The following is a 24696-nucleotide window of genomic DNA, read 5'->3' on the forward strand; positions in this document are numbered from 1 at the left end:
AGCCCGCTATGCCAAAGGATGCCACCCACTGCGACGTGTGGCCGTCAGTCTGCCCGCGCGCGTTCCCGTTTCAGCTTTTCCATCTTGCGGGTGATCATCTGCCGCTTCAATGGGCCGAGGTAGTCGATGAACAGCTTGCCATCCAGATGGTCGATCTCATGCTGCACGCAGGTCGCCCAGATCCCGGCGAACTGACGTTCCTGCATCGCACCGTCCATATCCATCCAGCGCACCTGAACTTCGGCCGGGCGCTTTACATCGGCGTATTGATCGGGGATCGACAGGCACCCCTCCTCATAGGTCGACAGGTCCTCGGATGACCAGATCACTTCCGGGTTGATCAGCACCATCGGCTCTGGCGGGCCTTCCTTGATGCAGTCCATCACCAGCACCCGCTTCATGACACCCACCTGTGGTGCCGCCAGCCCGATGCCGGGCGCGTCATACATCGTTTCCAGCATGTCACCAGCAAGCTGGCGCAGCTCTGGGGTGATTTCGCCCACAGGGTCGCAGACCTTCTTGAGGCGCGGATCAGGATGGATCAGGATAGAGCGGATCATAGGCTGCGATTTACGAAAGCCCGGCCATCAAGGCAAGGGGCCAGAAGAATGAACCACGTGGCGACCAAAGGGATACCCATGCAGACCATCGTTCTGCCTTTCTGCCAATAGTCAGATGATTATCCCACTTAGCATCGATATTTCAGGATGACTTTCCACTATAGTTAATCTAATCGGACGAAAATACCACACCCGAAGAAAGCCCGACATGACCGTAGACATGAGCTTTGATGACCCGATCCTCCGCGCTGGAACCCATTGTGCCAAGTGGGACGCGATGGAGGCCCTTTTCGGCCTGTCCCCCGACGAAGGCCTTGCGATGTGGGTCGCGGATATGGAATTTCGTCCCCCACATGTGGTGCAGCAGGCGCTGGAACGGATGGTTCAGCACGGCGTCTATGGCTACTTCGGCGATGACCGCGCCTATCTGGCCGCAATCCAGTGGTGGATGAAGACCCGCCACGGCTGGGAGGTAGAGCCGGAATGGATCTTCACTACGCATGGCCTTGTGAACGGTGCTGCGCTTTGCATCGACACCTACACCCAACCCGGTGATGGCGTGATCCTGATGACGCCGGTCTATCACGCCTTTTCGCGGATCATCAAAGCCGCCGGGCGCACGGTGGTGGAATGTCCACTGGTCCTGAAGGGCGGCATGGCCCAACTGGACATCGCCGCTTGGGACCCTCTCCTCACCGGGCGGGAAAAGATGCTTATCCTCTGCTCGCCGCACAACCCCGGTGGCCGGGTGTGGACGGTGGACGAACTGCGCAGCGTGGCCGACTTCTGCCGCCGCCATGACCTGATCCTGGTGTCGGACGAAATCCACCATGACCTCGTGTTTCCGGGCCAGACCCATACCGTCATGCCCAATGCCGTGCCAGACATCGCCGACCGGCTGGTGATGATGACGGCCACCACCAAGACCTTCAATATCGCCGGGGCCCATATCGGCAATGTCATCATCCCCGATCCGCAACTGCGCAAGGCATTTGCCAACAAGATCAACGCGATGGGCATTTCGCCCAACTCGTTCGGGATGCATATGGCCACCGCGGCCTATTCCCCCGAAGGCGCGGTCTGGGTCGATGATCTGATGCGCTATCTGGATGGCAACCGCCGCCTGTTTGACGACGGCATCGCCCGGATTCCGGGCCTCCGCTCCACCCCGCTCGAGGCGACCTATCTGGCATGGGTCGACTTTTCCGCCACCGGGATGACGCCGGAGGAATTCATTGATCGGGTGCAGACCGTCGCAAAGATCGCGACCAACCATGGTACCAGCTTCGGCACCGGGGGCGAAACCTACCTGCGCTTCAATCTGGCCTGTCCCCGCGCCCAGGTGGCCGAGGCGGTGGACCGCCTGACCCGGGCTTTCGCCGACCTGCAATGAGGCGCCTTGCCCGCCTGCTTGCCTATCTGGCGCTGGTGGCGATTCTTGGCATGTTGACGGCATCCCTGTTCATGCCGCCCGAACGCGTGCCAGTGCCGCCCCCGCCGCCCTTGACCGGGCAGATCGACCGGATCGTGATCGAAAAATCTGCCCGGCGGATGCAGCTGCTGCAGGACGGCAAGACGGTCCGCACCTATCAGATCGCGCTGGGGTTTGCGCCGGAAGGCGACAAGGACCGGCAGGGCGATGGCCGCACCCCGGAAGGCGAATTCACCATCGACCAGCGGAACGACCGCAGCGCCTTTCACCTTTCCCTTGGCCTTGACTATCCAAAGCCGGAAGACCGCGCCCGCGCCGCCGCCGGGGGCTACAGCCCGGGGGGCGACATCTTCATTCACGGCCAGCCCAACGCCCTGTCCGAACGGTTCAAGCTGCGGGGGGACTGGACCGACGGCTGCATCGCCGTGACCAATATCGAGATGCGGGAGATCTGGGCTGTCACCCCTATCGGCACAAAGGTCGAAATCCAACCCTGACTGTCACGCCTTGGACAGATATCCCACCGGCGCGTTCTCATCCCGCCAGAAATCCAGCGCCGCCCGGTCCGCCACTGCGGTTGCCCGCTTGAAGTCACACACCAGCTCACCGTTTTCGATGCTGCTGGCCATGATCAGGCATTGGAAGATGTGCCGCGACCCGTCATAGACATCGACCAGCCCGCGCAGCTTTGCCGGCGACAGATCGGCATCCAGTGCGAAACCGTCATGCCAGAACCGCAGCACCGGAAACACCGCATCGCCCACCTGCACCCGCAGCCGCGACTTGCGCTTTAGGTCTTTCTTGCGGGCGGCTTCCAAGCCTTCCCGCACTTCCTTCGGCAGAAACTCAAGCATGGCAGCCCCCGTGAGCGTCTGGAATCAAGTTTGTGGCCTGAACGCCAGAAATCAAGCTGCCATAAGGATATTGCCAGCTTGTAAACGGAAGATGTCCGCAAAGACGCAGTTGCGACAACTTGCGGTTGACTCAGCGTGGAAACCCCACCACCCGGCGCGGCAGCAATTCCCCAAGCCCCAGCCAGTGCTTGCGAATCACTGCAGGCGGGGGAATAGCCACGGCATGATCCTGACCATCGCACTCCTCCTTGACGCCGCCTTCGGTGAACCCCGTATCCTCTGGGATCGGCTGCCGCACCCTGCTGTCCTGATGGGCCGCCTTGTCGGCTGGTGTGACCGTCGCTTCAACCGCGGCCAGTCACTGCGCCTGCGGGGCGTGCTGGTCACCTTGGCCCTGCTGGTCACCGGTCTTGGCATCGGCTGGCTGATCCATGCCCTACCCGATCATGGCGTGGTCGAGGTCATTACCCTTGCCATCCTCCTTGCCCAGAAAAGCCTTGTGGAACATGTCCGCGCGGTGGCCACCGCCCTGCGCCGTTCGGTGGCAGAGGGTCGCGCGGCCGTGGCGATGATCGTCGGTCGCGACACCGGCAGCATGACCGGCCCCGACGTTGCCCGCGCCGCCATCGAAAGTGCGGCCGAAAACCTGTCAGACGGCGTGGTCGCCCCGGTGTTCTGGTATCTGGTCCTCGGCCTGCCCGGCATCGTCGCCTACAAGCTGATCAACACCGCGGACAGCATGATTGGCCACATGACCCCCCGCTACCGCGAATTCGGCTGGGCCTCGGCCCGGTTGGATGACGTGTTGAACCTGATCCCCGCCCGCCTGACCGCTTTGCTGATCGCGCTGACCCATGGCTGGGTCGATCCCGGCCCCATCCTCCGCGATGCGCCGAAGCATCGCAGCCCCAACGCCGGCTGGCCGGAAAGCGCCATGGCCCCGGTCCTGAACGTCGCACTGTCCGGCCCGCGCAGCTACAACGGTGTCCGCAAAGACTACCCCTGGGTCTGGCCCGAAGGCCGCCGCGACCCCGGCCCGGATGACATCGACGCCGCTGCCGGCGCTTTGTGGCGGGTGTGGGCGGCCCTCCTTGCCTTTGCGGTCCTTATCGCGCTTTTCTAGGCTCCAACCGAAGGAGACCCGATGCGCGCCGCCCTTATCGCCCTTGCCCCCGCCCTTGCCTTTGCCCTTGCCACCCCCGCCGCTGCCGCCCCCTGCGGCGGCGACTTTGCGAGCTTCCTAACCCAGATGGAGGCTGAGGCTGTCGCCGCAGGCACGCCCCCCGACAAGGCCGCCGCCTTTTTTCAGGGCGTCCGGCAAGACCCGGCGGTGCTGAAGGCCGACCGCAGCCAAGGCGTCTTCCGCAAGACCTTTCTCGACTTCTCGCAGTCGTTGATCTCGAAAAACCGCCTTGCCACCGCCCGCGCCAAGTCGGCCGAACTGGACGCCATCTTTGCCCGAGCCGAGGCTGAATACGGCGTTTCGCGCGGTGTCCTCCTTGCCTTCTGGGCGTTCGAGACGGATTTCGGCCAAGTCCAGGGGGATTTCAACACCCGCAACGCCCTCCTCACCCTCGCCCACGACTGTCGGCGGCCCGAGCTTTTCCAGCCGCAGGTCCTTGCCGCCGCCCAGCTCCATGCGCTGGACGAGTTTGACCTGAACACCACTGGCGCGTGGGCCGGCGAAATCGGCATGGTCCAGATGCTGCCGAAGGACATTCTGGAACGGGGTGTCGATGGCGACGGCGATGGTCTGGTCACCCTGAAGACATCGCAGGCCGATGCCCTTCTGTCGGGCGCGCGGATGCTGCAACACCACGGCTGGCGCGCGGGTGAGCCTTGGCTGACCGAAGTCACCCTGCCCGAAACCTTCGACTGGTCCCTGACCGGGCTTGAAACCGAACGCCCGACCGAAGATTGGGCCGCCCTTGGCGTCACCCCCCGCGCGGGCACGTTGGCGCCGGGGCTGCAGGCCTCCATCCTCCTGCCTCAGGGGCGCAAGGGCCCGGCTTTTGTGGTCTACCCGAACTACCGCGTGTTCTTCGAATGGAACAAAAGCTTCATCTACGTCACCACCGCCGCCTATTTCGCCACCCGGATCGAAGGGGCTGACCCCTACGCCGCGGGCAACCCTGACCCGGCACTGGCGCTGGACGAAATGATGGCGCTGCAGGAAAAGCTGGCCGCCCTTGGCCATGACGTCGGCCAGATCGACGGCATCCTTGGCGCAGGGACCCGGGCCGCGGTGCAGAAGGAACAGGTGCGCCTCGGGCAACCCGCAGACGGTTGGCCCACCCGCCAGCTTCTGGACGCGCTTTGATGCTGACTTGGGGTCTGGTGGCCACGGTGAAAGCGCCGGAGGCCGAAGTGCTGGCCTTTGTCGCGCATCATCTGTCCCTCGGGGCGACCCGGATCTGGCTCTACTTCGACGACCCTGACGATCCGACCTTCGCCATTGTGGCGCGCCTGCCCCGCGTCACCGCCACTCGTTGCACCGAGGCCTATTGGGCAGCTCAAGGCGGTCGGCATGACCGGCACCAGAACCGTCAGGCCCGAAACGCCCGCAATGCGCAGCGGGATTGCGATCTTGATTGGCTGGGGCATCTGGATGTGGACGAATACCTCCATGCCCCCCGCCCTGTGGCCGACATTCTGGCTGAACGCCTATTGACAGACGTCGCCCTGCGGATGGAACCGTTCGAGGCCGTGCACACCCCCGGCCTGCCGGATGACATCTTCACCGCGCGGCACTTCCGCGGCCCGCTCCGCGATGCCCAGCGCGACCTTCGCGCGCCGGTTCTGGGGCTGTACCGGTCAATCCTGCCCAAGGGCCATCTCAGCCATTCCGTCGGCAAAAGCTTCTGCCGACCAGCCGTGCGCGGCGTCGGGCTGCGTCTGCACGCCGTCTACATGAAGCAGGAACGGATCGACACGCCCTTCAATCCCGAACTGCGCGTCCTGCACTTTCACGCGCAGGACTATGACGCCTGGCGCAAGGCGCTCCCCTTCCGGCTGGAACGCGGGGCCTATCAGTATCACCCCGACTTGCAGCATCATCTGACCGGCGCGACCGAGAAGGTGATAAAGCATTTCTACGACGCAACCCAGACTCTGACGCCGGAAAAGCTTGCGCTGCTTGAACAGCATGACCGCCTTGTCACAACCGATCTGGGCCTGAAAGCCAAGGTCGACGCGTTGCTGTCAGGTGCCTACGACTGACCCTTCGTCGCGGTTCACCAGCATCAGCGCGGCACGCCGGAACGTAACCATGACCTCTGCCCGCTCACGTTCGGCCACCCCGGTATCGGACATCGCGCGCTCCATCACGGCAAGCCAGTCCTCTGCATCCTTCCGGCGGATGTCCACATGCGCATGGATCTCGCGCAGGTTCATGTGGCCGTGACGTTCGTGGTAATACCGCCGCCCGCCGAAGAACCCGCACAGAAAGTCAAACTGCTCCGGCCGGACATGGGAAAGGCCATGGCCCTTCAGATGCAGGTCCATGATCGTCTTGCCCTGAGGCAGCGTTTCGATCAGGTCGTAAAAGTGGTTCACCAACAGATGAACCTGCCCTTCGCCCCCAATCCTTTCGATCATCGGTTCCATGAACGTCAGCTTTGCGGGCGCGTCTTCTTCGGGTCGTAGTGCGACAGCGGCACGATCACCGCCGGCAGCCGCTTTTGCTGGCCGTCCAGCTTGCCCACTTCCAGCGCCGTGCCCACGTCCGCGTGCGCCACATCCACCCGCGCCAGCGCGATGTTCTTGCCGAGCAGAGGTGATCGCATCGAGGACGTCACCTCACCCACCTGCGCGCGGCCGATGTGCAGGCAGTCGCCATGGCCGACATCCACCGCCGCGTCGATCTCCAGCCCAACGAACTTCCGCGACGGGTGTTCCTTCCGCCGGATCAGCGCCTCGCGTCCGATGAAATCATCGGTCTTGCCCTTCAAGGGCACGGTAAAGCCAATCCCGGCCTCGAACGGGTCGGTCTGGTCGCTGAAATCATAGCCCGCGAAGATCAGCCCTGCCTCGATCCGTACCATGTCCAAAGCGGCAAGACCCATCGGCTTCAAACCAAGGTCGGCCCCATATTCCCACACCGCGTCATAGACCGCATTCCCATCCTTCGGATGACAGAACACCTCGAACCCCAGCTCCCCCGTATACCCCGTCCGCGACACCACGACCGGGGCACCAGTTGGCCCGCCAACCCGCCCTATGGTGAACCGGAACCAGCCCAGTTCGTCGATCGTCGGCTGGTGCGGCGCGGTCCAGATCATCCGCTTGGTGATCTCGCGGCTGTTCGGCCCCTGCACCGCAAGGTTATGCAACTGGTCGGTTGAAGACCGCACCATCGCCTGCATCCCCAGCTTTTCCGCCTGCTCCCGGATCCAGATCCCGCCGTAATCATCCCCGCCGATCCAGCGGAATTGGTCGCGGCCCAGACGGAACAGCGTTCCGTCATCGATCATCCCGCCATGGTCGTAGCACATGGCCGAATAGACCACCTGACCTTGGCTCAGTTTCTTCACATCCCGCGTCAGCACCCATTGCATCAAGGCCTCGGCGTCCGGCCCGGTGACTTCCCATTTGCGCAAGGGCGACAGGTCCAGCACCACCGCCGCTTGCCGGCAGGCCCAGTATTCCTCCAACACCCCGTTCTGCGAATAGGTCTGGGGCAGCCAGTAGCCCTTGTATTCCACGTGGTGACGGGTCTTTGCAGAAATCCGGTCGTGGAACGCAGTTTCCTTGGTCATCTTCGGCTCCGCATCGGGCGTGGGGCGATAGGCGATGGAGCGGCTGAATTTTTCCGCCCCCGAATAGGTGCGAACGTGAATGTCGCTCAGATACCAGCCGTTCGCGGGCGATGTATCATCCGGGCAGGCCGAATTGACGCAGACAATATCCGTCAGGGCCCGAAACAGCACATAATCCCCCGGCCGCGACCAGGGTTCATCGCTGATCAGCACGCCATGTGAATCAATGTTCGTATTGAAGAACAGGTTCACGGCCATCCACCCGGGCCGGGGGTCCACCCCATGTCGCGCCAGCGCAGTGTTGAAGTTGTCCGAGCAGTTCACATGCCCCGGATAGCCGATGTCGTCGTAATATTTCGCCGCACAGGCCATCGCAAAGGCATCATGCCGGCCCACCGTGTCCTGCACCACTTCAACCAGCGGCACCCAGTCCTGATCGTAGTACTTTGAGTGCAGGCCGGGCATCGAATAGGCATGGCCCATGAAGGTCCGGCTGGTGGTCACGTCCAGCGGATGCTGAATGCCCCGGTCCAGCTTGCGCGCGTCAAAGCACTGGAAATCGGTGCACTGCCGCCCGTCCACATCAAGGATCTGGATATAGTCCCCGGCCTTGACGAAGTAACTTTCCGCCGTCGCCGACTTGACCCGCAGGTCAAGCACCGGATCGGCCAAAGGATCAGGCAGGTCATGCTGTCCCACCATTGGCGGGTTTGCCCGGTGCACCAGCAGTGTCAGCGGCGTCGCAGTATCCTGCGCGTCCGGCGCCATCGGCAGGCCCGGTGCCGACACGACCAACCACCCCTCGTCCAGAACGTCCAGCTCTGCCCGCGCGCCCGCCTGGGTGTCCTGGCCGAACAGCCGGACCCCACCCGCCTTCGCCAGATCGATCCCGCGCGCTTCCAGCGCCCGCCGCAACCGCACCAGACCGGCATCGCCAGCAACCAGCATCGCCTTCAGCGCCTCGACGGTAGAGTTCGCGGCCCGGCCCAGAATTGCCGCATCAATCCGCCCATCCTTTGCCGCCGCGACAAGTTCAGCCGGCTGGCCGCCTTCGTCATTGACCAGCACCAGCCGATCCCCCGAAGACACTTGCAACAGCACCGCCCCACCCCCGGGAATCACATGCCTTTCCCGCCCATGGTGACGCGAAAACCCCAGTGGCGTGATAATCCGGCTGGGACGTGGCGGGCCGGGATTGACCGTCGGATAGGCAAGATCGAGCATGGCATTCCCCAGTCAGGCAGCAGGGCTGATTTTAATGAGGATAAAACTTGTTCATCCTCAAGAATAGCGCCACGCTTAGGGTGACACAAGCGCGGGAAGGGAGGAAGGCAGGAAAATGCTGGCTTTGGGCTTTGGGCTGACCGCCGCTCTGATCTGGGCGTTTCACGATCTCTTTGCCCGCAAGCTTAGCCAAGGCGCGGCGCTGTTGCCGATCCTGACCGTGGTGATGGGCGCGGGCTGCCTTGTGCTGATCCCCGTAGCCCTCGCCGTCGGGGATTGGGATGCAATGACCGGCCCTGCCTGGGCAATTGCCTGCCTGTCAGGCGTTGGCATCGTGATGGCGATGGGTTGCCTGTACAAGGCGTTCAGTCTGGCTCCGGTCCGGCTGGTGTCACCTGTGGTGGGGGCCTATCCGATCCTTTCGCTGGCCGCCGCCGTGCTGCAGGGTCGCCCGGTCAGCGGGGCCGACTGGCTGGCCGTGCTGGCCATCTGCATCGGCATCACCATCGTCGCGTGGTCCACACGCGGCGACTCGGCTGAAGGCTATGCCGCGTCACCCGCTGTCGCTCTGGCCTGGGCCGCCGTATCTGCCATCGGCTTTGCCCTGACCTTCGCCCTCGGGCAAGAGGCGGCGCGGCAGGGCGCTGACCTGCCGGTGATCCTCACCGGGCGGATCGTGGCGCTGAGCATATTCGTCGCGCTGCTGATTTGGCACCGGGGGTCGCTCGCCCCACAGCGCGGCCATTTTCCCGTTCTGATCGTGATGGGCATCATCGACGCGGTTGCCCTTGGCCTGGTGACCGCCGCAGGCGGGTTGCCCCGGGCCGAGTATGCCTCGGTCTCCTCGTCGTTGTTCGGCGTGCTTACGGTCCTGCTTGCCGCGTGGTTCCTGAAGGAAAGCGTCCGCCCGGTTCAATGGCTTGGCATCGCGGCAGTCTTCTCGGGCATTGCCCTGCTTGGCCTGCAGGGGATGTAAGCGCGGGCAGCCCCACCCCTACTCCGCCGCCGCGACGCCACTTCCGCCGGCCCGGCGCAGGGACAGCGTCAGCCGCCGCTCATCCCGCGGGCTGACGCCAAAGATCTCGGTATAATGCCGCACCATCGGGCTTGAGGTCATGTACCCGACCGAGGCGGCAATCTCGCGCAGGCTGTCGTTGGAATACAGCACCCGTTGCCGTGCCTTGGTCAGCCGCAACTGGTGGTAAAACCGCAACGGGCTTTGCCCGGTTTCCCGCTTGAACATCCGCTCGAAATGCCGTCCGGAAAGCCCCACCGCACTGGCCACATCGGGGATCCGCAGCGGGTCTTCGACATGGGTCTCGAACAGCCGGATCGCCTCACGGATCACCGCTGGCAGGGCGTCGGTCGTGCCGCCCGCCCGCGCAACCGGCACTTTCTGGCTGGCATCAGCGTCACGCACGAAGGGATGCTGGAACCAGCAGGCCACCTCGGTCATGCAGTCGCGGCCAAGCCGTTCCTCGATCAGGCGCAGCATCAGGTCGAACACCGCACCTGCGCCGGAAACGGTCACCCGCCGCCCCTCGCGCTGGATGGTGGCGTCGCGGGCCACCACAGTCGGAAAATCGACCTTGAACGCCGCCTCATAGCACCAATGGACGGAACAGGCCCGCCCGTCCATCAACCCGGCCCGGGCCAGCGGAAAAATCCCGCCGGAAAAGGCGCCCAAGGTCACCCCGGTCCGATCCAACCACCGCAACCGTGCCGGACTGCGGCGCGGGTCCGCGAACACGGCCGTAGGTGGCGAGATCAGGTACACCTGATCCAACCCCTCAACCTCTTGCAAGGTCACATCCGGTTCAAACCCGATCTCCGCCGAAGATCTGACCGGCACCTTGGTTTCAGCCACCAGTTTCCAGTCGAATTCCCGCTTCCCGGTGATTTCGTTTGCCGCGCGCAGGGGCTCGATTGCCGAGGTCAGGCATGCCATCGGAAATCCCGGGAACATCAGGAACCCAAGGCGCAGGGGACCGCCAGCCATCAGTCGTCCGGCCACCAACCGGGCGAGGTTGGTGCGCCGTCATCGTGCTTTGCCAACCATTCCACCATCGCCGGGCGATTGCGGATAAAGCCCTTGTAGGTCGCCAACTCCTCCGGCAGGTCACGCACCACCCGATGCAACCGCCGCGCCCACTTCGGGACCGTGACAATCTCGTTGAAGCTGGCAAGGTAGCAGCGGATGTCAAAGGCAATCGCGTTCGACCGGGGCAGGCGATACAGGCTTTGCAGTTCCACCCGAAGGTGCTGCTTGTCGCCAAGGTTTTCCGGCGTCAGCGTCGTCTTGGTCGGCCCCCAGATCGGATAGGTCTCGGGCGCGGTGTCCAGCAGCGGGTTGACCGTCATCGTCCAGTTGAACCGCCGCACGGGTGAACCGTGCTGCAGTTTCATCAGGAATTTCAACGCCCGGTCGAACACGCCCTTCTCATGCGCCAAGGGCACCGGCGCGTGCCATTCATGGAAATTCATGCCGACATCAAAATCCAGCGACCAGTCCGCCTGACTGGTCACCATGCCCGCATCCATCCAAAGCGTGCCGTCGCGTTCGTCCTGCAGGCTGAAGTCGCCTTGGGTCTGCCGCGTGATGTATTCGAACGGTCCATAGGGCAAGGTCGACTCGTCAAGGAATGTGAACGTATGGTCAATTCCAAGCGGCCGGTTCACCCAGTGCCAGCGTTTGCCATCCTTGGTCAGCGAAAACCAGTGCGGATAGTCCCGCGCCTTGGCTTCCATGATCAACTCAAGCAGGTCCCAACCGGCCAACGTCATGTGCGGCAGGCTTTGGCAGCGCAGCGGGTCATCGGCCAGCACCTTGGCGCGGTCGATCATCTCGGCGACGTAGTGCTCGTCCACATCCAGAATATGTTCAAACGCCGTGCCTTTGCGCCCCGGAACATGCGGCTCCATGTTGACCGAATACATATAGTCATCGCGGTCAAACGGGAACGGAAACCGCCGGATATTCTGGGGCGAGTTGCGATAGGTGAAGTCTTCGCGGAAGGTTTCATCCCGAAAGAAATCGTTGAACGCGCCCGGTTTGAAATCAAGGCTCATGATCGTCTCCTATCGGTCGATGACAAGGGTCTTGCCTTCGAAACGGCTGACGCAGGGCATGATCTTCTTGCCCTCTGCGTGTTCTTCGGGGCTTAGCCAGTGGTCACGGTGCAGGATCGTACCATCGCATTTGTGAACAACCGTTTCACATTGCCCGCAGGCACCGCCCCGGCACAGGTAGGGTGCATCGACACCGGCGGCCTCCATCGCCTCCAGCAGCGACTGCGTGGTGCCAACGGTGATCGTCTTGCCCGTGGCCGCAAGCTGCACCTCGAACGGCAGCCCCGTGCCCGGGGCCAGAAACTCTTCATGGTGCAGCGCCAATGGGGGCCAGCCCATCGCCTCGGCCGTCGAAAGCACCCAGTTGATCATGCCCTTCGGGCCGCAGACGTAAAGATGGGTCCCGATCGGCTGCATCGACAGGATGCGTGACAGATCAATCGCCTGCTGTTCCTCGTCGAAATAGCAATGCACCTGGTCAGGATAGGCCGCCGTCAGTCGGTCCATATAGGCCCCCAAACCGCGGTTGCGGGCTGCGTAATGCAGCTCGAACCGGCCGCCGAAATGGGTCAGCTGCGCGATCTGCGCCAGAAACGGCGTGATGCCGATCCCGCCCGCAATCATCAGATGTTTGCGCGCCCGCGTGTCCAGCGGGAACAGGTTGACGGGATAGGACAGCGTCATCTCCATGCCGACATGCACATGCCGGTGCATGTAAAGCGACCCGCCGCGCCCCTGATCATCGCGGCGCACGCTGATCTCATAGCCGGACCGATCCTCGGGGTCTGACATAAGGGAATAGGGGTTCAGCCTGCGCAGGCCGTGGTCATCCATCTCGACAACCGTATGCGCCCCGCCCGAGAACGCGGGCAGCGGCGACCCATCGCGGCTGACAAACCGAAAGCGCGTGATCAGGTCATTGACCGGCACCACCTCGGCCACGCGGACGTGAAGTTTTGCACCGCCGCTCATGTGAACCTCACCACCGGCTCAGGAACCTGACCGGGATCCTCGGCGTCGATGTTCACCCCCTGAAACGCGGCGATGCGCCGGGAATAATGGTCGCGCACAAAGAGGTTAAGCCCACAATGGCTGCACTTGAACGGGTCCGTCGCGACGTTTTCGGTGATCCCCTTGCAATGCACGCATTGCACCCGGCGGACGGTCGACCCGCGATGTTCCTTCTGGATCGCGCCCACCGGAAAGCCCGTGGCCATGATCTCGCGCTCCGCCTGGCCGATCAGGCCCTCGGTCCCGGCAAGATAGAACTGCGTGCCCATATGCGCATCGGCCAGCACCCGGATCAGCCGGGGCAACAGCGCCGGAATGGTCGGCGCGCGGAAGAACTGCGCCACGCCCAGCGCCTTCAGACGGTCGCTCCGGTCCGTGCCATTCGGCCCGGGCGCATAGATCACATGCGCCGAGGCCAAGATTTCCGAACGATTGTTCGCCTTGGCCAGCATATCCGTCACGGCATCCGCGCCCTCGCCATCGGCGACCATCAGATGCAGCCGCCCCGGTCTCGGCTCCAGCGGAGCATAGACCGGGCGACTGCGAATTGTCGGAACAACGGGGGTCAGCGTCATCGGGCCATCAGTCCTTTGCGGTGCGGCGTTCTTTCTTGATGTCGTAGAACGGCATCGAATGGGTCGTCGCCGCAATCGGCCCATGCGTGCCACAGCGGACCTCAAGCTTGGTGCCGTTGTTGGCGCAATCCACTGGCAGCCGGGCAATCGCAATGTTCCAGTCGTTCAGCGGCGAATACATCGCCTGCGTCACCAGACCCACCTGCTTGCCATCGCGGAACACAGGCGCGCCGTTGCCGGGCACGTTCTTGCCCTCAAGCTTCAGGCCCCAGATCTTGAACCGCTCTTTGCCCTTCAGCCGGTAGTGCTCCTCCGCCCCCCGGAAACCTGTCTTGCCGGGCGACACGGTGAAATCCAGCCCCAGTTCCCACAGGGTATCGCCCGGGCCTTCATCCTCGAACGGATACATCTCGGAATTGTCGAACGGGAAGAACAGAAGGTAGCTTTCCGTCCGCAGCATATCCAGCGTGGTAAAGCGGCAGGGGATGATCCCCATCCCTTTCCCTTCCTCCAGGATCCGGTCCCAGATCATCGGCGCATCCTGGCCACGGACAAACAGCTCATACCCCCGCTCACCCGTGTAGCCGGTGCGCGAGATCATGGCAGGCTTGCCGAACAGGCTGGTCTGCATCTGCGCGAAATACGGCAGCGCGCGGATGCCCGGCACATGCTTTTCCAGATACTCCACCGCCATCGGCCCCTGCAGCGACAGGTCGTGCAGGTTGTCGTCGAAGCGGATCGACACATCACGGCCCGTCGCCGCCATCGTCAGCTGCTCATGCGCCTGACCCGACCCATGCACCACCATGAAGGCGTTCGGGGCCAGCCGGTAGATCACGCAGTCATCCACGAACTTGCCGGCGTCGTTCAGCATGGTCGCATAGACCGACCGGCCCGGCATCAGCTTTTCCATGTTCCGCGTCGTCGCACGCTCGATCACATGGCTGGCGGCGGGCCCGGTGATATGCACCTTCTTCAGGCCCGACACATCCATCAGCCCCGCCTTCGTGCGGATCGCCATGTATTCGGCATCCGGGTCGCCCTTGGAATAGGACCACGCCGTGCCCATCCCGCTCCAGTCCTCAAGATCGGACCCAAGCGCGCGGTGGCGGTCGATCAATGTCGAAAAGCGCCAGGAATTGGTCATCTGCTGTCTCCCTGAAGATTATGTCTTTTCCGCCAGTGTCAGGCGATTCCCGCCAGAAAGCAATAATCAAGTGCAACAATATTTCTTGCCAGAAAACATCCGCTCAAGAAAAAGGCCGCCCGGGGGCGGCCTTTCCGAATTTCAGCTTAGCCGGGCAGAACAAAGAACCAGTTCGCCCACAGAACCACCCCGGCCCCCAGGATCAGCGCAAGGTAGGGCAGCATCCCCGCCTTCCGCTCTCCCAACTCGCCATAGGGCAGACCCAGGTCCTCATAGGCCTCCTTCGGGAACTTGCCCTTGTCGACAACGTAGTGGCGGTACCAGAACACCGGGAAGATCAGCGCCGCGAAGACCAGCCCCGACCACAGCGCGTTCTCATAGCCCCAGACCTTGGCCCCGGCCCCCAGGAACAGCGCGTTCACAAAGGCCAGCACCGTGTTCAACCCGATCAACCACGTCGGCGCTTTCCAAGGCCGCTCCATATGCGCGGAATCGATCCGGTGGATCCAGCCCGCGTTCAAGTTCAGGAAGTTGAACAGGATGTAGCCGACGTTGGAGATCGCCAGAACGTAGAAGTAGCCGCCGATGTCGGATGCCAGCGCCAGCAGGAACACGTTGAAGGCAAAGTCTGTCCACATCGCCCGACGCGGCGCGCCATGCTTGTTGACCGTGCCCAGGTATTTCGGCAGCCAGCCGTCCCGCGACCCCTGGTAAAGGGTCCGCGACGACCCCGCCATCGCTGTCATGATCGCAAGGAACAGCGCCATGATCATCAGGATGACGAAGATCTGCGTCACCACAGCACCGCCGCCCAGCATGTTGCCCAGTGCCTCACCAACGCCCGAGCCGTCGACGATGCCGGACGCGAGCATCCCTTCCACGCCATAGACCCCCTGGAACGAGAACGGGATCAGGAAGAAGAACAGCATGCACAGAAGGCCCGAATAGAAGATCGCCCGAAACGTATCGGTCTTCGGGTCCTTCAACTCACGGGTATAGCAGACTGCGGTTTCAAAGCCGTAGGTCGACCAGGCCGCGATATAGAGACCGCCCAGAAACAGCGTCCAACCACCGATGTCCCATGTGCCGTCCACCCCCGAATAGGCGGCAGTGGGCGGCACCAGGTTCGTCACGTTCATCCAGTTGATCGAGCCGTTGAAGAGCGGCACCAGCCCCACCAGCAGCAGCGGGATCAGCACGATGATCGCCAGCCACTTCTGCGCGACGGCCGTGTTGGCGATGCCCCTTTCCTGAATGAGCAGGATGATCAGCATCAGGACCACGCCCACCACGAAATAGGCGTTGAAATACAGCGTCCCAAGGCCAGGGATCACCAGTGTCCCCGCCTCCCAGGTGCGGAAGGCCGGGGTCAGCGCGGATACGCCATCGGCCGTTGCAACCGCCTGGATTGCATCGGTCACCGCCACTCCGGCATTGGCGGCCATGTAGTCGATCACGCTCTGCGTCTCGGCGGTATAACTTGCGATATTCGCCGTCACCCAGTCGACGACCATCTGGCTTTCCGCCAGCGGTATCGGGAAAAGGGCATTCAGGATATACCCCGCCGCGATGACGCAGCCCAGGCTCAGCACCGGCGACCAGGCGAACCAGTTGCACCAGACCGACAGGGGCGCGATCAGCTTGCCGTAGCGCAGCCAGGCCGTCGCGCCATAGACGGATGTGCCGCCCGACTTGTTGCCGAACATGCCCGCCATTTCGGCATAGGTGAAGCTTTGCAAAAACCCCATGATCATCGAGATCATCCAGACCGCAAACGCCAGTTTCCCGGTCGTCCCTGCAATCCCGCCAATCGAAAACAGCACCAGCGGCGGCACACCGGCGGCCACCCAGAAGGCGCCCTTCCAGCTAAGTGCCCGGACCATCTGGCCCGAACCAGTTTCAGTTGTCATTCCCTCGCTCCTGTTGGATCTGCGGCTGGTGCGTTGCCCGGGCCTGCTGGCCCGCAGTTCAGCCCTGCCGTTTTTGGTGTTTCCCGCGGAAAGGTGCTGCCATGGCGCCGGGGCCCACTTCGCGAACGTCTCCTTTTGCCGCGTTGCTTCGCGCAAGGCCCGTCTGCAGGCAGCAGGGCCTCTGCTGCGAAATTAAGCACGGGCACGACGCTATGGCGAGGAAAATTTCATTCATGCGAAAATTTGTTTCTTAGAATGCAGGGCAAGGAAGACCGAATGCAAAAGGGCCCCGGCTTGCACCGGGGCCCTTGGCAAGGCCGATCTGGCCCATGGCCTGCGGCCTATTTCGTCTTCTTGTAGGCCTTCATTTCGTGCATCGCGCCCAGAACCAGCGCGCCCACGCACAGGATCATCGACAGGAACAGCCAGACGGTCTCGCTGCCCATGCCTGCATAATAGGCGCCTTCCACGGCGGCCCAGTCGGTGATTTCAGTTCCGATCATGCCAGTTCTCCTTTGTCATTCGGCGGGTGAGGTGGGCACGCGCGCGTCACCCAGAAGTTCGGGATAGGCGACGGCAGGAACCTTCGCCTTGTCCAGACCCATGATTTCCGCCTCACGCGGGGCGCGCAGCAGACCCATGACTTTCAACAGCAGTGACACGCCATAGCCGGGAATGAACCCAAGCGCCGCCATCACCAGCGCCCCCACGACCTGCCCGTACAGCGTGATCTGCGGCGCGCCCTCCGTCGTCAGCGCCGGATAGCCGCTGGCAAAGATGCCCACGGCCACAACGCCCCAGACCCCGACAACGCCATGCAGCGCCACGGCACCCACCGCATCGTCGATCCGCAGCCGTTCAACAAACCGCGCCACGATCGGCATGATCACCCCGCCGATCATCGCGATGACAAAAGCCATCGGCGGCCAGTACAGATCCAGCCCCGCCGCGACCGAGATGATCCCCCCCAGCGCGCCCGACATCATCCAGAACGGATCGCGCGTCATCACCCAGGATGAAATCGCCCCCCCGGCAAAGCCCATCAGGATGTTGAACGTCATCGCCGACAAAGTCACCGGCGTGCCATAGATCGTGGCGAAGATCCCCGAGCTCCACGACCAGGCCTCACCCGGGAAGATCACGCAGGCCATCAGGAACCCCCAGAAGCCGGCGATGATCAGCATCAGCCCCACCAGCGTCGCCGGCATGGAATGCCCCGGAATCGCGTTGGCACTGCCATCCGGGTTGAACTTGCCGATCCGCGCCCCAAGGTTGATCAGCACCCCCAGCGTGAAGAACCCGGCAATCGCGTGCACGACGCCCGATGCGCCAAAGTCGTGATAGCCCAGCGACGTCACCAGCCAGCCATCCGCATGCCAGCCCCAGGCTGCGCCAAGGATCCAGACGAAGCTGCCCAGCACGATCGCCAGAATCGTGAAGCCCACGATCTTGATCCGCTCGATCAAACTGCCCGACATGATCGAGGCCGTGGTCGCCGCAAACATGGCAAACGCCCCGAAGAAGACGCCCGTCGCGCTGTCCGCCACGCTTGGCCCCATGACCGACCCCGCCGGGTTGGCCGCGCCGACCGCGTAGTCATAGCCGGAGATTCCCGCAGGCCCGGCTGACATGGAAAAGCCAGTCGGAAAAGCCCAGTAGATGAACCAGCCCGCATAGTAGAACGTCGGAATGATGAAGGCGAAGGCCAAGATGTTCTTGATCCCCGAAGCCAGCGCATTCTTCGCCCGCGATGCCCCCATTTCATAGGACAGGAACCCTGCGTGGATCAGCACCATCAGCGGGATGGTCAGAAAATAGAATGTCTCGGCCGTGGTTCGGTTCAGCCCTGCGGTCGCCTCCTTGAGGCTGGCCAGTTCGGCCGCAAGCGCTGCGATCTGTTCTTCCATGTCTCCCATCCCCTGTTGCGTCTGCCCCCTGTCAGTCCGGGCGGCTTATCGGACGATTTAACCATGGGGTGCCAACGGCCCGGCGCGGGAATCTTCATGACTGGCAAATTTGTTTCCGCTCGGGCCAAACCGCCTCCGCGAAACTGCCAATAAAGGAACAGACCAGCCGCATTTTGCCCAATACTTGGGCAAAATGACAAAGGCCCCGCAGCAGCGAGGCCTTTGCACAAACCCGACCGGATCGGGTCAGTTCTTCAGATAGCTTTCCATCGAATCTTCCAGCGCATCCTTCCACGGCGTGTGGTGCACAGGTGCCATCGTCCCGGTGATGACCGACTTGTAGGCGTTGTTCCGGAAGCCCATGATGTCGATCTTCTTGTGGTCTTTCCACTCGAAGAACGCCTCGCAGGCGCCATCCACGTCGAAAGCCGGATAATCCGTCTCGGCGATCAGTTCCTTCACATAGTCGCCCTGATAGTGGATCGCGTCATGTGCGTCCTGACCGGCATCCTCATGCGCCACGCGGTCGGCCACGTCCTTTTCCAGCACGGCCTTGTCGGTCGGAATCGCGATCCGGCCCATGATCGCATCGCGCACCCACCAGGCCTGCGCGTCGAACATGTTGAAGGTGAACCACTGGTCCTGCATCCCAAGATAGAACAGCTTGGGGTTCTTGACCCAGGCCACACCCTTGTACAGATCCGCCGTCGCCAGCCGGTTCGCCGTCTTCAGCCGCAGGTCATCGGGCAGGAAGGGGAAGTGGTGCTTGTACCCCGTGCACAGGATGATCGCGTCCACCTTCTTGGATGTCCCGTCCGCGAAATAGGCGGTGGTCTCGTCGACCCGCTCCAGCTTGGGAACTTCTTTCCAGTTTTCGGGCCATTTGAACCCCATCGGCGCGTTGCGATAGGCCACCGTCACCGACTTCGCGCCATATTTCCAGCACTGGCTGCCCACATCCTCGGCCGAATAGCTGGAGCCGAGCAGAAGCAGGTCCTTGCCCGTGAACTCCCGCGCGTCGCGGAAGTCATGCGCATGCAGGACGCGACCGTTGAACTTGTCGAAGCCGGGGTATTCCGGCACGTTCGGCACCGAGAAGTGACCGCTGGCCACTACCACGTTGTCGAACTCCTCGTCATACATCCGGTCATTCTTCAGATCATGTGCCGTGACGGTGAAGGTGCCCTTGTCTTCGTTGTACTTGACCATGCGGATCGTGGTCGAAAACCGGATCCAGTCCCGCACCCCGGCCTTTTTCACCCGGCCTTCGATATAGTCGAACAGCACGGCCCGCGGCGGATAGCTGGCGATCTGCTTGCCGAAATGCTCCTCGAAGGAATAGTCCGCAAACTCCAGCCCTTCCTTTGGGCCGTTCGACCACAGATAGCGGTACATGCTGCAGTGCACCGGCTCGCCATGCTCATCCAGCCCCGTGCGCCAAGTGTAATTCCACAGGCCACCCCAGTTCGACTGCTTTTCAAAGCAGACCACCTCAGGGATATCGGCGCCCTTCGCCTTGGCCGACTGGAACGCGCGCAGCTGCGCAAGGCCCGATGGCCCCGCCCCGATCACGGCAACTCTCTTCTTCATCTGAACCTCCGGTGCTGGCTTGTCTTCTGACGCTTGTCCGCGCCTTCTCTGGGTTGAAACCTAGAAGCAGAGTTGCGCCTGTGTCAAATCTTCTTCCTGTAGGTAAACATAACTTGGCCCCAAGGGATTGCGCCCCCGGGGCCGACTCACAACCTCGGCACGAAACTTGGCAGATCACTCGCTATCGGGCAACTGTAACAGAACAGCCTGCTTGCCCGGCGACTTCCGCCGCGACAGACCCAAGCACAAGCCGCTTCAGGCCGCGCTTGTCGCCTGTGCCCATCACGATCTGGTCGGCGCCGATCTCTTCGGCATAGGCGATGATCGCGGGGGCCGCTGTACTGGACACCAGCTCTGCGGTCGCCACATCCGTGGCCCCCGCCGCAATGGCAGCCGCTTCAGCCTTGGCCAGCAGTCCCGCGGCCTCGTCCTCGGTCCACAGCTTGATCGTGGGGCCGCGCGCCCCGCCCACCGCCAGATTGATGGCGCAGATCGTCAGATGCGCCCCCTTCAGCCGCGCCAGATTGGCCGCCAGAGCCAACCCTTTAGCCGCATGCTCGCTTCCATCCACCGGGCATAGAATGATCGTCGTCATAAGCCGTCCTCCATGCTCCATTGACTTGCCAGTCAGAATGGCACGAAACTTGGCCAACTGCCTTGACCTGCATCAAGACACCGACTCTGCGCTGGCAAATAGGGGGCCTGCATGAAACCGATCGACCCGAACGACCGCCGCGTTGCGAACATTCACGAAGCGTCATTCACGCCTTTCGTTTATCCGGATGGGGTTTCGCTGGGCGATGCCATCCTGCAACTGGATGACAGCCAGACGCTTGGCACCGGCTTCCACGTCTACCGCATGCCCCCCGGCATGCGCACGCGCGGCCATCGTCACAACGGCCACGAACAATTCCTGATCCTGGAAGGCGAATTGCACGAAAGCGACGGCACGATCTTCCGGGCCGGCGATCTGGTGTTTTACCGCGACGGGACGGAACACAACTCGTTCACGCCGAACGGCTGTTTGCTGGCCGTGCACATCGTGGCCGAAGAAACCCCTGTGGAATGACCAGCTCCACGATTTTTTGCAGAAAAATCGTATCGGGCGTCAACCGGGCGAAAGATTAACGCCCGGTAAAAGCCGACACCCAACCCTTTGAAATCATGTGTGTCCCATGCCTGTCCCGGCAAGGGACACAAGGTCAGACATCAAAGGTCGTCTGCGTTTCCCAGGCCGAGAAGTGCGAACAATAATCGTTCCACTCCTTGTGCTTCAGCTTCAGATACGCGGCCGAGAATTCCTCACCCATCATCGACTTGAGCGTCTTGTCCTTGTCATACTCGCGCAGCGCGTCCAGCAGGTTCAGCGGCAGCTTCGGCGCGTTCTTTACCGTATGGCCCATCTGATACATGTCAATGTCATGGCGCTTGCCCGGATCAGCCTTGGTCCGCACGCCGTCCAGACCCGCAGCAAGGATCACGGCCTGCATCAGATAAGGGTTCGCCGCCCCATCCGGCAGCCGCAGTTCAAACCGCCCCGGCCCCGGCACGCGGACCATGTGGGTCCGGTTGTTGCCCGTCCAGGTCACCGTATTGGGGGCCCATGTGGCACCGCTGGTCGTGCGCGGCGCGTTGATCCGCTTGTAGCTGTTCACCGTCGGGTTGGTGATCGCCGCAAGAGCCGAGGCGTGCTTCATGATCCCGCCAAGGAACGTCCGGCCCTGATCTGACAGGCCCAGCTCCTTCGATTTGTCTGCAAAGGCATTGGTCTTGCCGTCCACCGACCAGACCGAGATATGCGCGTGGCACCCCGACCCCGTCAGCCCCTTGAACGGCTTCGGCATGAAGGTCGCGCGGAAGCCGTGTTTTTCGGCCACCGACTTGACCATGAACTTGAAGAAGCTGTGCTTGTCGGCGGTCTGCAACACGTCGTCATACTTCCAGTTCATCTCGAATTGGCCGATCGCGTCCTCGTGGTCGTTCTGATAGGCCTCCCAGCCCATTTCCAGCATGTAATCGCAAATCTCGCTGATCACGTCATAGCGCCGCATGATCGCCTGCTGGTCATAGCAGGGCTTTTCGGCGGTGTCGTAGATGTCGGACGGGCCAGTGCCATCGGCGTTCAGGATGAAGAACTCCGGCTCTACCCCGGTCTTGACGCGGAGGCCGTCCTTGGCGGCTTCGGCCACCAGCCGCTCCAGCACGTTGCGCGGCGCCTGATCGACCAGCTTTTCTTCCATCGTCGCCCGTGCCGCGACCCAGGCCACGTCCTTTTTCCACGGCAACTGGATCGCCGAGGACGGGTCGGGCACCGCCATTAGGTCCGGATGGGCGGGCGTGAGGTCAAGCCAGGTTGCAAAGCCTGCAAACCCGGCCCCTTCCACGGCCATGTCGTTGATCGCCTGCGTCGGAACCAGTTTCGCCCGCTGCGACCCGAACAGGTCGGTGTAGGAGATCATGAAATACTTGACGCCCTTTTCCTTGGCCCATTTGGCAAGGTCTTTCGCCATTTTGTAACTCCCCGTCCCTTATCGTTTTTATGTCAAAACCCGGTCCGGCCGGGTATCCAGTTCGTCCCCGCAATCGGCACCCCGGCCATTGCTGCCGCCTCGATGGTCAGCGCGCAAAGGTCTTCCGGTTCCAGATTGTGCAGGTGGTTCTTGCCGCAGGCGCGGGCAATCGTCTGCGCCTCCAGCGTCATCACCTTGAGGTAGTTCTTCAGCCGCCGCCCGCCCAGGACCGGATCAAACCGCGCCGCAAGCTCTGGGTCCTGCGTGGTGATCCCGGCGGGGTCCTTCCCTTCATGCCAGTCGTCATAGGCATCGGCGGTGGTGCCCAGCGCCTGATACTCGGCCTCCCATTTCGGGTCGTTGTCGCCCAGCGCAATCAGGGCCGCCGTCCCGATGGAGACCGCATCCGCGCCCAAAGCCATCGCCTTCGCCACATCCGCGCCCGACCGGATCCCGCCCGAGACGATCAGTTGCACCTTCCGGTGCATCCCCAGATCCTGCAGCGCCTTCACCGCCTGCGGGATGCAAGCCAGGATCGGCATGCCGACATGTTCGATGAACACGTCCTGCGTCGCCGCCGTGCCGCCCTGCATGCCGTCAAGCACCACGACATCCGCCCCAGCCTTCACCGCCAGCGCCGTGTCATAGTAGGGACGCGCCCCGCCGACCTTGATGTAGATCGGCTTTTCCCAGTTGGTGATCTCGCGCAGTTCCAGGATCTTGATCTCAAGATCATCCGGCCCGGTCCAGTCCGGGTGGCGGCAGGCCGAGCGTTGGTCGATCCCCTTCGGCAGGTTGCGCATATTGGCCACGCGGTCGCTGATCTTTTGCCCCAGCAGCATGCCGCCGCCACCGGGTTTGGCCCCTTGCCCCACGACGATTTCAATCGCATCCGCGCGGCGAAGGTCGTCGGGGTTCATGCCATAGCGGCTGGGAAGGTATTGATAGACCAGCGTTTTGGAATGGCCACGCTCTTCCTCGGTCATGCCGCCATCACCGGTGGTCGTGCTGGTGCCCGCCGCAGTAGCGCCGCGCCCCAAGGCCTCCTTTGCCGGGCCCGACAGCGCACCAAAGCTCATCCCAGCAATGGTGATCGGGATTTCCAGATGGATCGGCTTGGACGCAAAGCGGGTGCCCAGCCAGACATCCGTGGCGCATTTCTCGCGGTAGCCTTCCAGCGGATAGCGGCTGATCGACGCGCCAAGGAACAACAGGTCATCGAAATGCGGCAGGTGCCGTTTCGTGCCGCCGCCGCGAATGTCATAGATGCCGGTCGCTGCGGCACGGCGGATTTCGGCGTTCACTGCGGGGGTAAAGGTGGCCGAATAGCGCGGCGGGGTACGGGGGAAATCGGTCATGCGTCACCTTCTCGGACGGCTGGTGTAGGGCAAAAGTTTTCGAAAACTTTTGCAAATCTTTTCGAAAAGATTTGGCGCGCGCGGGATGGGGCGGGGCGCATCAGTAGGAGGCCGCATTGTCGATGTTGAACGTGTAAAGCTTGCGGGCCGAGCCATAGCGGCGGAACTCTTCCGGCTTCGCCTTCCCTTCGGCTTCACCCCGGCGCAGCAGCTCTTCAACCATGGCGTAGTGTTCGTCGCGCATTTCCTTTTCGATGCAGTCCGCACCCAGAGATTTCACCGACCCGCGCACGAAAATCCGCGCCTCATAAAGGCTGTCGCCCAAGGCCTCACCTGCATTGCCCAGCACCACCACGTTGCCCGACTGCGCCATGAAGCAGGACATGTGCCCGATGTTGCCATGCACCACGATGTCGATGCCCTTCATCGAAATCCCGCAGCGGCTGGAGGCGTTGCCCTTGATGACCAGCAATCCCCCCCGCCCGGTAGCGCCCGCATATTGCGAGGCGTCGCCGTCGATGATGACCGTGCCGGACATCATGTTTTCGGCCACACCCGGCCCGGCTGACCCCTTGATCCGGATCGTCGCCTGCTTGTTCATCCCGGCACAGTAGTACCCGGTGGACCCCCGCACGGTGATTTCAACCGGCGCATCCACCCCGGCGGCAATCGCATGGGCGCCCTTGGGATTGATCACCTCCCACGCCGTCATGTTGGTTTGCCCCTTCAGTGCATGCAGCGAGGAATTGAGCGTTCGCAGCCCCTGCGCCCCAAGATCGTAAGTCTGCATTC

At 62.7% G+C, this 24696-nt stretch carries 24 protein-coding genes; 7 read left to right on the top strand and 17 right to left on the bottom strand.

The genetic code is table 11. The features are described 5' to 3' along the window. Nucleotides 1–44: 44 nt before the first annotated feature. The gene (def, locus tag EI545_RS08415; RefSeq protein ID WP_125325059.1) at nucleotides 45–560 is read right to left on the bottom strand and encodes a peptide deformylase; all 516 of its coding nucleotides are present in this window, start codon (nucleotides 558–560) and stop codon (nucleotides 45–47) included. A 220-nt stretch (nucleotides 561–780) separates the two neighbouring features. Between def and EI545_RS08420 the strand changes: the two genes are divergently transcribed. Beyond that, nucleotides 781–1953: a MalY/PatB family protein gene (locus EI545_RS08420; protein ID WP_125327309.1), complete on the top strand. Its 1173-nt coding sequence runs from the start codon at nucleotides 781–783 to the stop codon at nucleotides 1951–1953. Further along, a complete protein-coding gene (locus EI545_RS08425; protein ID WP_125325060.1) occupies nucleotides 1950–2489 on the top strand; it encodes a L,D-transpeptidase family protein in 540 nt (179 codons plus the stop codon). Before EI545_RS08420 ends, EI545_RS08425 begins: the two co-directional genes overlap by 4 nt. Before the next feature lie 3 nt (nucleotides 2490–2492). Here the strand turns inward: EI545_RS08425 and EI545_RS08430 are convergent, their stop codons facing one another. After that, entirely contained in the window at nucleotides 2493–2846 is a 354-nt protein-coding gene (locus EI545_RS08430) for a hypothetical protein (protein WP_125325061.1), read from the bottom strand. Between the two features lie 223 nt (nucleotides 2847–3069). Here EI545_RS08430 and cbiB point away from each other — a divergent pair, with 223 nt between their 5' ends. The 3 genes from cbiB to EI545_RS08445 are packed head-to-tail and all read left to right on the top strand — an operon-like array spanning nucleotide 3070 to nucleotide 6065. Next, nucleotides 3070–3969, top strand: a complete 900-nt coding sequence (gene cbiB / locus EI545_RS08435; RefSeq protein WP_125325062.1) for an adenosylcobinamide-phosphate synthase CbiB — start codon at nucleotides 3070–3072, stop codon at nucleotides 3967–3969. 21 nt (nucleotides 3970–3990) lie between these two features. Next, on the top strand, nucleotides 3991–5166 hold the full coding sequence (locus tag EI545_RS08440; RefSeq protein ID WP_125325063.1) for a lytic murein transglycosylase: 1176 nt from the start codon (nucleotides 3991–3993) through the stop codon (nucleotides 5164–5166). Continuing rightward, a complete protein-coding gene (locus tag EI545_RS08445; protein WP_125325064.1) occupies nucleotides 5166–6065 on the top strand; it encodes a glycosyltransferase family 2 protein in 900 nt (299 codons plus the stop codon). Before EI545_RS08440 ends, EI545_RS08445 begins: the two co-directional genes overlap by 1 nt. Here the strand turns inward: EI545_RS08445 and EI545_RS08450 are convergent. Together EI545_RS08450 and EI545_RS08455 are read right to left on the bottom strand one after the other, a co-directional pair. After that, a complete protein-coding gene (locus EI545_RS08450; RefSeq protein WP_245990339.1) occupies nucleotides 6048–6443 on the bottom strand; it encodes a group II truncated hemoglobin in 396 nt (131 codons plus the stop codon). The genes EI545_RS08445 and EI545_RS08450 overlap by 18 nt on opposite strands. A 14-nt stretch (nucleotides 6444–6457) precedes the next feature. Then, nucleotides 6458–8827 carry a trimethylamine N-oxide demethylase gene (locus EI545_RS08455; protein ID WP_125325066.1) on the bottom strand — a complete coding sequence of 790 codons (2370 nt, stop codon included), beginning with the start codon at nucleotides 8825–8827 and terminating at the stop codon, nucleotides 6458–6460. Nucleotides 8828–8942: 115 nt separating this feature from the next. Here EI545_RS08455 and EI545_RS08460 point away from each other — a divergent pair, with 115 nt between their 5' ends. Next, nucleotides 8943–9803 (top strand): DMT family transporter, encoded by an 861-nt coding sequence (locus EI545_RS08460; RefSeq protein ID WP_125325067.1) that lies wholly within the window; start codon nucleotides 8943–8945, stop codon nucleotides 9801–9803. 18 nt (nucleotides 9804–9821) lie between these two features. Here the strand turns inward: EI545_RS08460 and EI545_RS08465 are convergent, their stop codons facing one another. The 10 genes from EI545_RS08465 to EI545_RS08505 form a co-directional block, all read right to left on the bottom strand. Beyond that, nucleotides 9822–10826, bottom strand: a complete 1005-nt coding sequence (locus tag EI545_RS08465; RefSeq protein ID WP_125325068.1) for a GlxA family transcriptional regulator — start codon at nucleotides 10824–10826, stop codon at nucleotides 9822–9824. Beyond that, complete coding sequence (locus EI545_RS08470; RefSeq protein WP_125325069.1) at nucleotides 10826–11896, bottom strand: heme-dependent oxidative N-demethylase family protein; 1071 nt, start codon at nucleotides 11894–11896, stop codon at nucleotides 10826–10828. Before EI545_RS08470 ends, EI545_RS08465 begins: the two co-directional genes overlap by 1 nt. Before the next feature lie 9 nt (nucleotides 11897–11905). Further along, the gene (locus EI545_RS08475; protein ID WP_125325070.1) at nucleotides 11906–12868 is read right to left on the bottom strand and encodes a PDR/VanB family oxidoreductase; all 963 of its coding nucleotides are present in this window, start codon (nucleotides 12866–12868) and stop codon (nucleotides 11906–11908) included. Next, on the bottom strand, nucleotides 12865–13482 hold the full coding sequence (locus EI545_RS08480; protein WP_125325071.1) for a dimethylamine monooxygenase subunit DmmA family protein: 618 nt from the start codon (nucleotides 13480–13482) through the stop codon (nucleotides 12865–12867). Before EI545_RS08480 ends, EI545_RS08475 begins: the two co-directional genes overlap by 4 nt. 7 nt (nucleotides 13483–13489) lie before the next feature. Continuing rightward, entirely contained in the window at nucleotides 13490–14629 is a 1140-nt protein-coding gene (locus EI545_RS08485; protein WP_125325072.1) for an aminomethyl transferase family protein, read from the bottom strand. Nucleotides 14630–14775: 146 nt separating this feature from the next. Continuing rightward, entirely contained in the window at nucleotides 14776–16539 is a 1764-nt protein-coding gene (locus EI545_RS08490) for a trimethylamine N-oxide permease (RefSeq protein WP_125325073.1), read from the bottom strand. Between the two features lie 341 nt (nucleotides 16540–16880). Next, a complete protein-coding gene (locus tag EI545_RS21345; protein WP_164517243.1) occupies nucleotides 16881–17042 on the bottom strand; it encodes a hypothetical protein in 162 nt (53 codons plus the stop codon). Nucleotides 17043–17057: 15 nt separating this feature from the next. Beyond that, entirely contained in the window at nucleotides 17058–18446 is a 1389-nt protein-coding gene (locus tag EI545_RS08495; protein ID WP_125325074.1) for an ammonium transporter, read from the bottom strand. Between the two features lie 246 nt (nucleotides 18447–18692). After that, the gene (locus tag EI545_RS08500) at nucleotides 18693–20036 is read right to left on the bottom strand and encodes an NAD(P)-binding domain-containing protein (protein WP_125325075.1); all 1344 of its coding nucleotides are present in this window, start codon (nucleotides 20034–20036) and stop codon (nucleotides 18693–18695) included. 181 nt (nucleotides 20037–20217) lie between these two features. Continuing rightward, the gene (locus EI545_RS08505; protein ID WP_125325076.1) at nucleotides 20218–20631 is read right to left on the bottom strand and encodes a universal stress protein; all 414 of its coding nucleotides are present in this window, start codon (nucleotides 20629–20631) and stop codon (nucleotides 20218–20220) included. 111 nt (nucleotides 20632–20742) lie between these two features. Here EI545_RS08505 and EI545_RS08510 point away from each other — a divergent pair, with 111 nt between their 5' ends. Continuing rightward, complete coding sequence (locus EI545_RS08510; RefSeq protein ID WP_125325077.1) at nucleotides 20743–21105, top strand: cupin domain-containing protein; 363 nt, start codon at nucleotides 20743–20745, stop codon at nucleotides 21103–21105. A 133-nt stretch (nucleotides 21106–21238) separates the two neighbouring features. Here the strand turns inward: EI545_RS08510 and glnT are convergent, their stop codons facing one another. The 3 genes from glnT to EI545_RS08525 form a co-directional block, all read right to left on the bottom strand. After that, complete coding sequence (gene glnT / locus EI545_RS08515) at nucleotides 21239–22546, bottom strand: type III glutamate--ammonia ligase (protein ID WP_125325078.1); 1308 nt, start codon at nucleotides 22544–22546, stop codon at nucleotides 21239–21241. Between the two features lie 32 nt (nucleotides 22547–22578). Beyond that, nucleotides 22579–23904 (bottom strand): FMN-binding glutamate synthase family protein, encoded by a 1326-nt coding sequence (locus EI545_RS08520; RefSeq protein WP_125325079.1) that lies wholly within the window; start codon nucleotides 23902–23904, stop codon nucleotides 22579–22581. Nucleotides 23905–24004: 100 nt separating this feature from the next. Continuing rightward, the gene (locus tag EI545_RS08525; RefSeq protein ID WP_125325080.1) at nucleotides 24005–24694 is read right to left on the bottom strand and encodes a GltB/FmdC/FwdC-like GXGXG domain-containing protein; all 690 of its coding nucleotides are present in this window, start codon (nucleotides 24692–24694) and stop codon (nucleotides 24005–24007) included. Nucleotides 24695–24696 lie beyond the last annotated feature (2 nt).

This window comes from Tabrizicola piscis (assembly GCF_003940805.1).
GTDB classification, from domain to species: domain Bacteria; phylum Pseudomonadota; class Alphaproteobacteria; order Rhodobacterales; family Rhodobacteraceae; genus Tabrizicola; species Tabrizicola piscis.

What these genes read in the sequence shown, in the direction of transcription:
- def (WP_125325059.1), bottom strand. Translation starts at nt 560, where the DNA reads ATGATCCGCTCTATCCTGATCCATCCTGATCCGCGCCTCAAGAAGGTC.
- EI545_RS08420 (WP_125327309.1), top strand. Translation starts at nt 781, where the DNA reads ATGAGCTTTGATGACCCGATCCTCCGCGCTGGAACCCATTGTGCCAAG.
- EI545_RS08425 (WP_125325060.1), top strand. Translation starts at nt 1,950, where the DNA reads ATGAGGCGCCTTGCCCGCCTGCTTGCCTATCTGGCGCTGGTGGCGATT.
- EI545_RS08430 (WP_125325061.1), bottom strand. Translation starts at nt 2,846, where the DNA reads ATGCTTGAGTTTCTGCCGAAGGAAGTGCGGGAAGGCTTGGAAGCCGCC.
- cbiB (WP_125325062.1), top strand. Translation starts at nt 3,070, where the DNA reads ATGATCCTGACCATCGCACTCCTCCTTGACGCCGCCTTCGGTGAACCC.
- EI545_RS08440 (WP_125325063.1), top strand. Translation starts at nt 3,991, where the DNA reads ATGCGCGCCGCCCTTATCGCCCTTGCCCCCGCCCTTGCCTTTGCCCTT.
- EI545_RS08445 (WP_125325064.1), top strand. Translation starts at nt 5,166, where the DNA reads ATGCTGACTTGGGGTCTGGTGGCCACGGTGAAAGCGCCGGAGGCCGAA.
- EI545_RS08450 (WP_245990339.1), bottom strand. Translation starts at nt 6,443, where the DNA reads ATGATCGAAAGGATTGGGGGCGAAGGGCAGGTTCATCTGTTGGTGAAC.
- EI545_RS08455 (WP_125325066.1), bottom strand. Translation starts at nt 8,827, where the DNA reads ATGCTCGATCTTGCCTATCCGACGGTCAATCCCGGCCCGCCACGTCCC.
- EI545_RS08460 (WP_125325067.1), top strand. Translation starts at nt 8,943, where the DNA reads ATGCTGGCTTTGGGCTTTGGGCTGACCGCCGCTCTGATCTGGGCGTTT.
- EI545_RS08465 (WP_125325068.1), bottom strand. Translation starts at nt 10,826, where the DNA reads ATGGCTGGCGGTCCCCTGCGCCTTGGGTTCCTGATGTTCCCGGGATTT.
- EI545_RS08470 (WP_125325069.1), bottom strand. Translation starts at nt 11,896, where the DNA reads ATGAGCCTTGATTTCAAACCGGGCGCGTTCAACGATTTCTTTCGGGAT.
- EI545_RS08475 (WP_125325070.1), bottom strand. Translation starts at nt 12,868, where the DNA reads ATGAGCGGCGGTGCAAAACTTCACGTCCGCGTGGCCGAGGTGGTGCCG.
- EI545_RS08480 (WP_125325071.1), bottom strand. Translation starts at nt 13,482, where the DNA reads ATGACGCTGACCCCCGTTGTTCCGACAATTCGCAGTCGCCCGGTCTAT.
- EI545_RS08485 (WP_125325072.1), bottom strand. Translation starts at nt 14,629, where the DNA reads ATGACCAATTCCTGGCGCTTTTCGACATTGATCGACCGCCACCGCGCG.
- EI545_RS08490 (WP_125325073.1), bottom strand. Translation starts at nt 16,539, where the DNA reads ATGACAACTGAAACTGGTTCGGGCCAGATGGTCCGGGCACTTAGCTGG.
- EI545_RS21345 (WP_164517243.1), bottom strand. Translation starts at nt 17,042, where the DNA reads ATGATCGGAACTGAAATCACCGACTGGGCCGCCGTGGAAGGCGCCTAT.
- EI545_RS08495 (WP_125325074.1), bottom strand. Translation starts at nt 18,446, where the DNA reads ATGGAAGAACAGATCGCAGCGCTTGCGGCCGAACTGGCCAGCCTCAAG.
- EI545_RS08500 (WP_125325075.1), bottom strand. Translation starts at nt 20,036, where the DNA reads ATGAAGAAGAGAGTTGCCGTGATCGGGGCGGGGCCATCGGGCCTTGCG.
- EI545_RS08505 (WP_125325076.1), bottom strand. Translation starts at nt 20,631, where the DNA reads ATGACGACGATCATTCTATGCCCGGTGGATGGAAGCGAGCATGCGGCT.
- EI545_RS08510 (WP_125325077.1), top strand. Translation starts at nt 20,743, where the DNA reads ATGAAACCGATCGACCCGAACGACCGCCGCGTTGCGAACATTCACGAA.
- glnT (WP_125325078.1), bottom strand. Translation starts at nt 22,546, where the DNA reads ATGGCGAAAGACCTTGCCAAATGGGCCAAGGAAAAGGGCGTCAAGTAT.
- EI545_RS08520 (WP_125325079.1), bottom strand. Translation starts at nt 23,904, where the DNA reads ATGACCGATTTCCCCCGTACCCCGCCGCGCTATTCGGCCACCTTTACC.
- EI545_RS08525 (WP_125325080.1), bottom strand. Translation starts at nt 24,694, where the DNA reads ATGCAGACTTACGATCTTGGGGCGCAGGGGCTGCGAACGCTCAATTCC.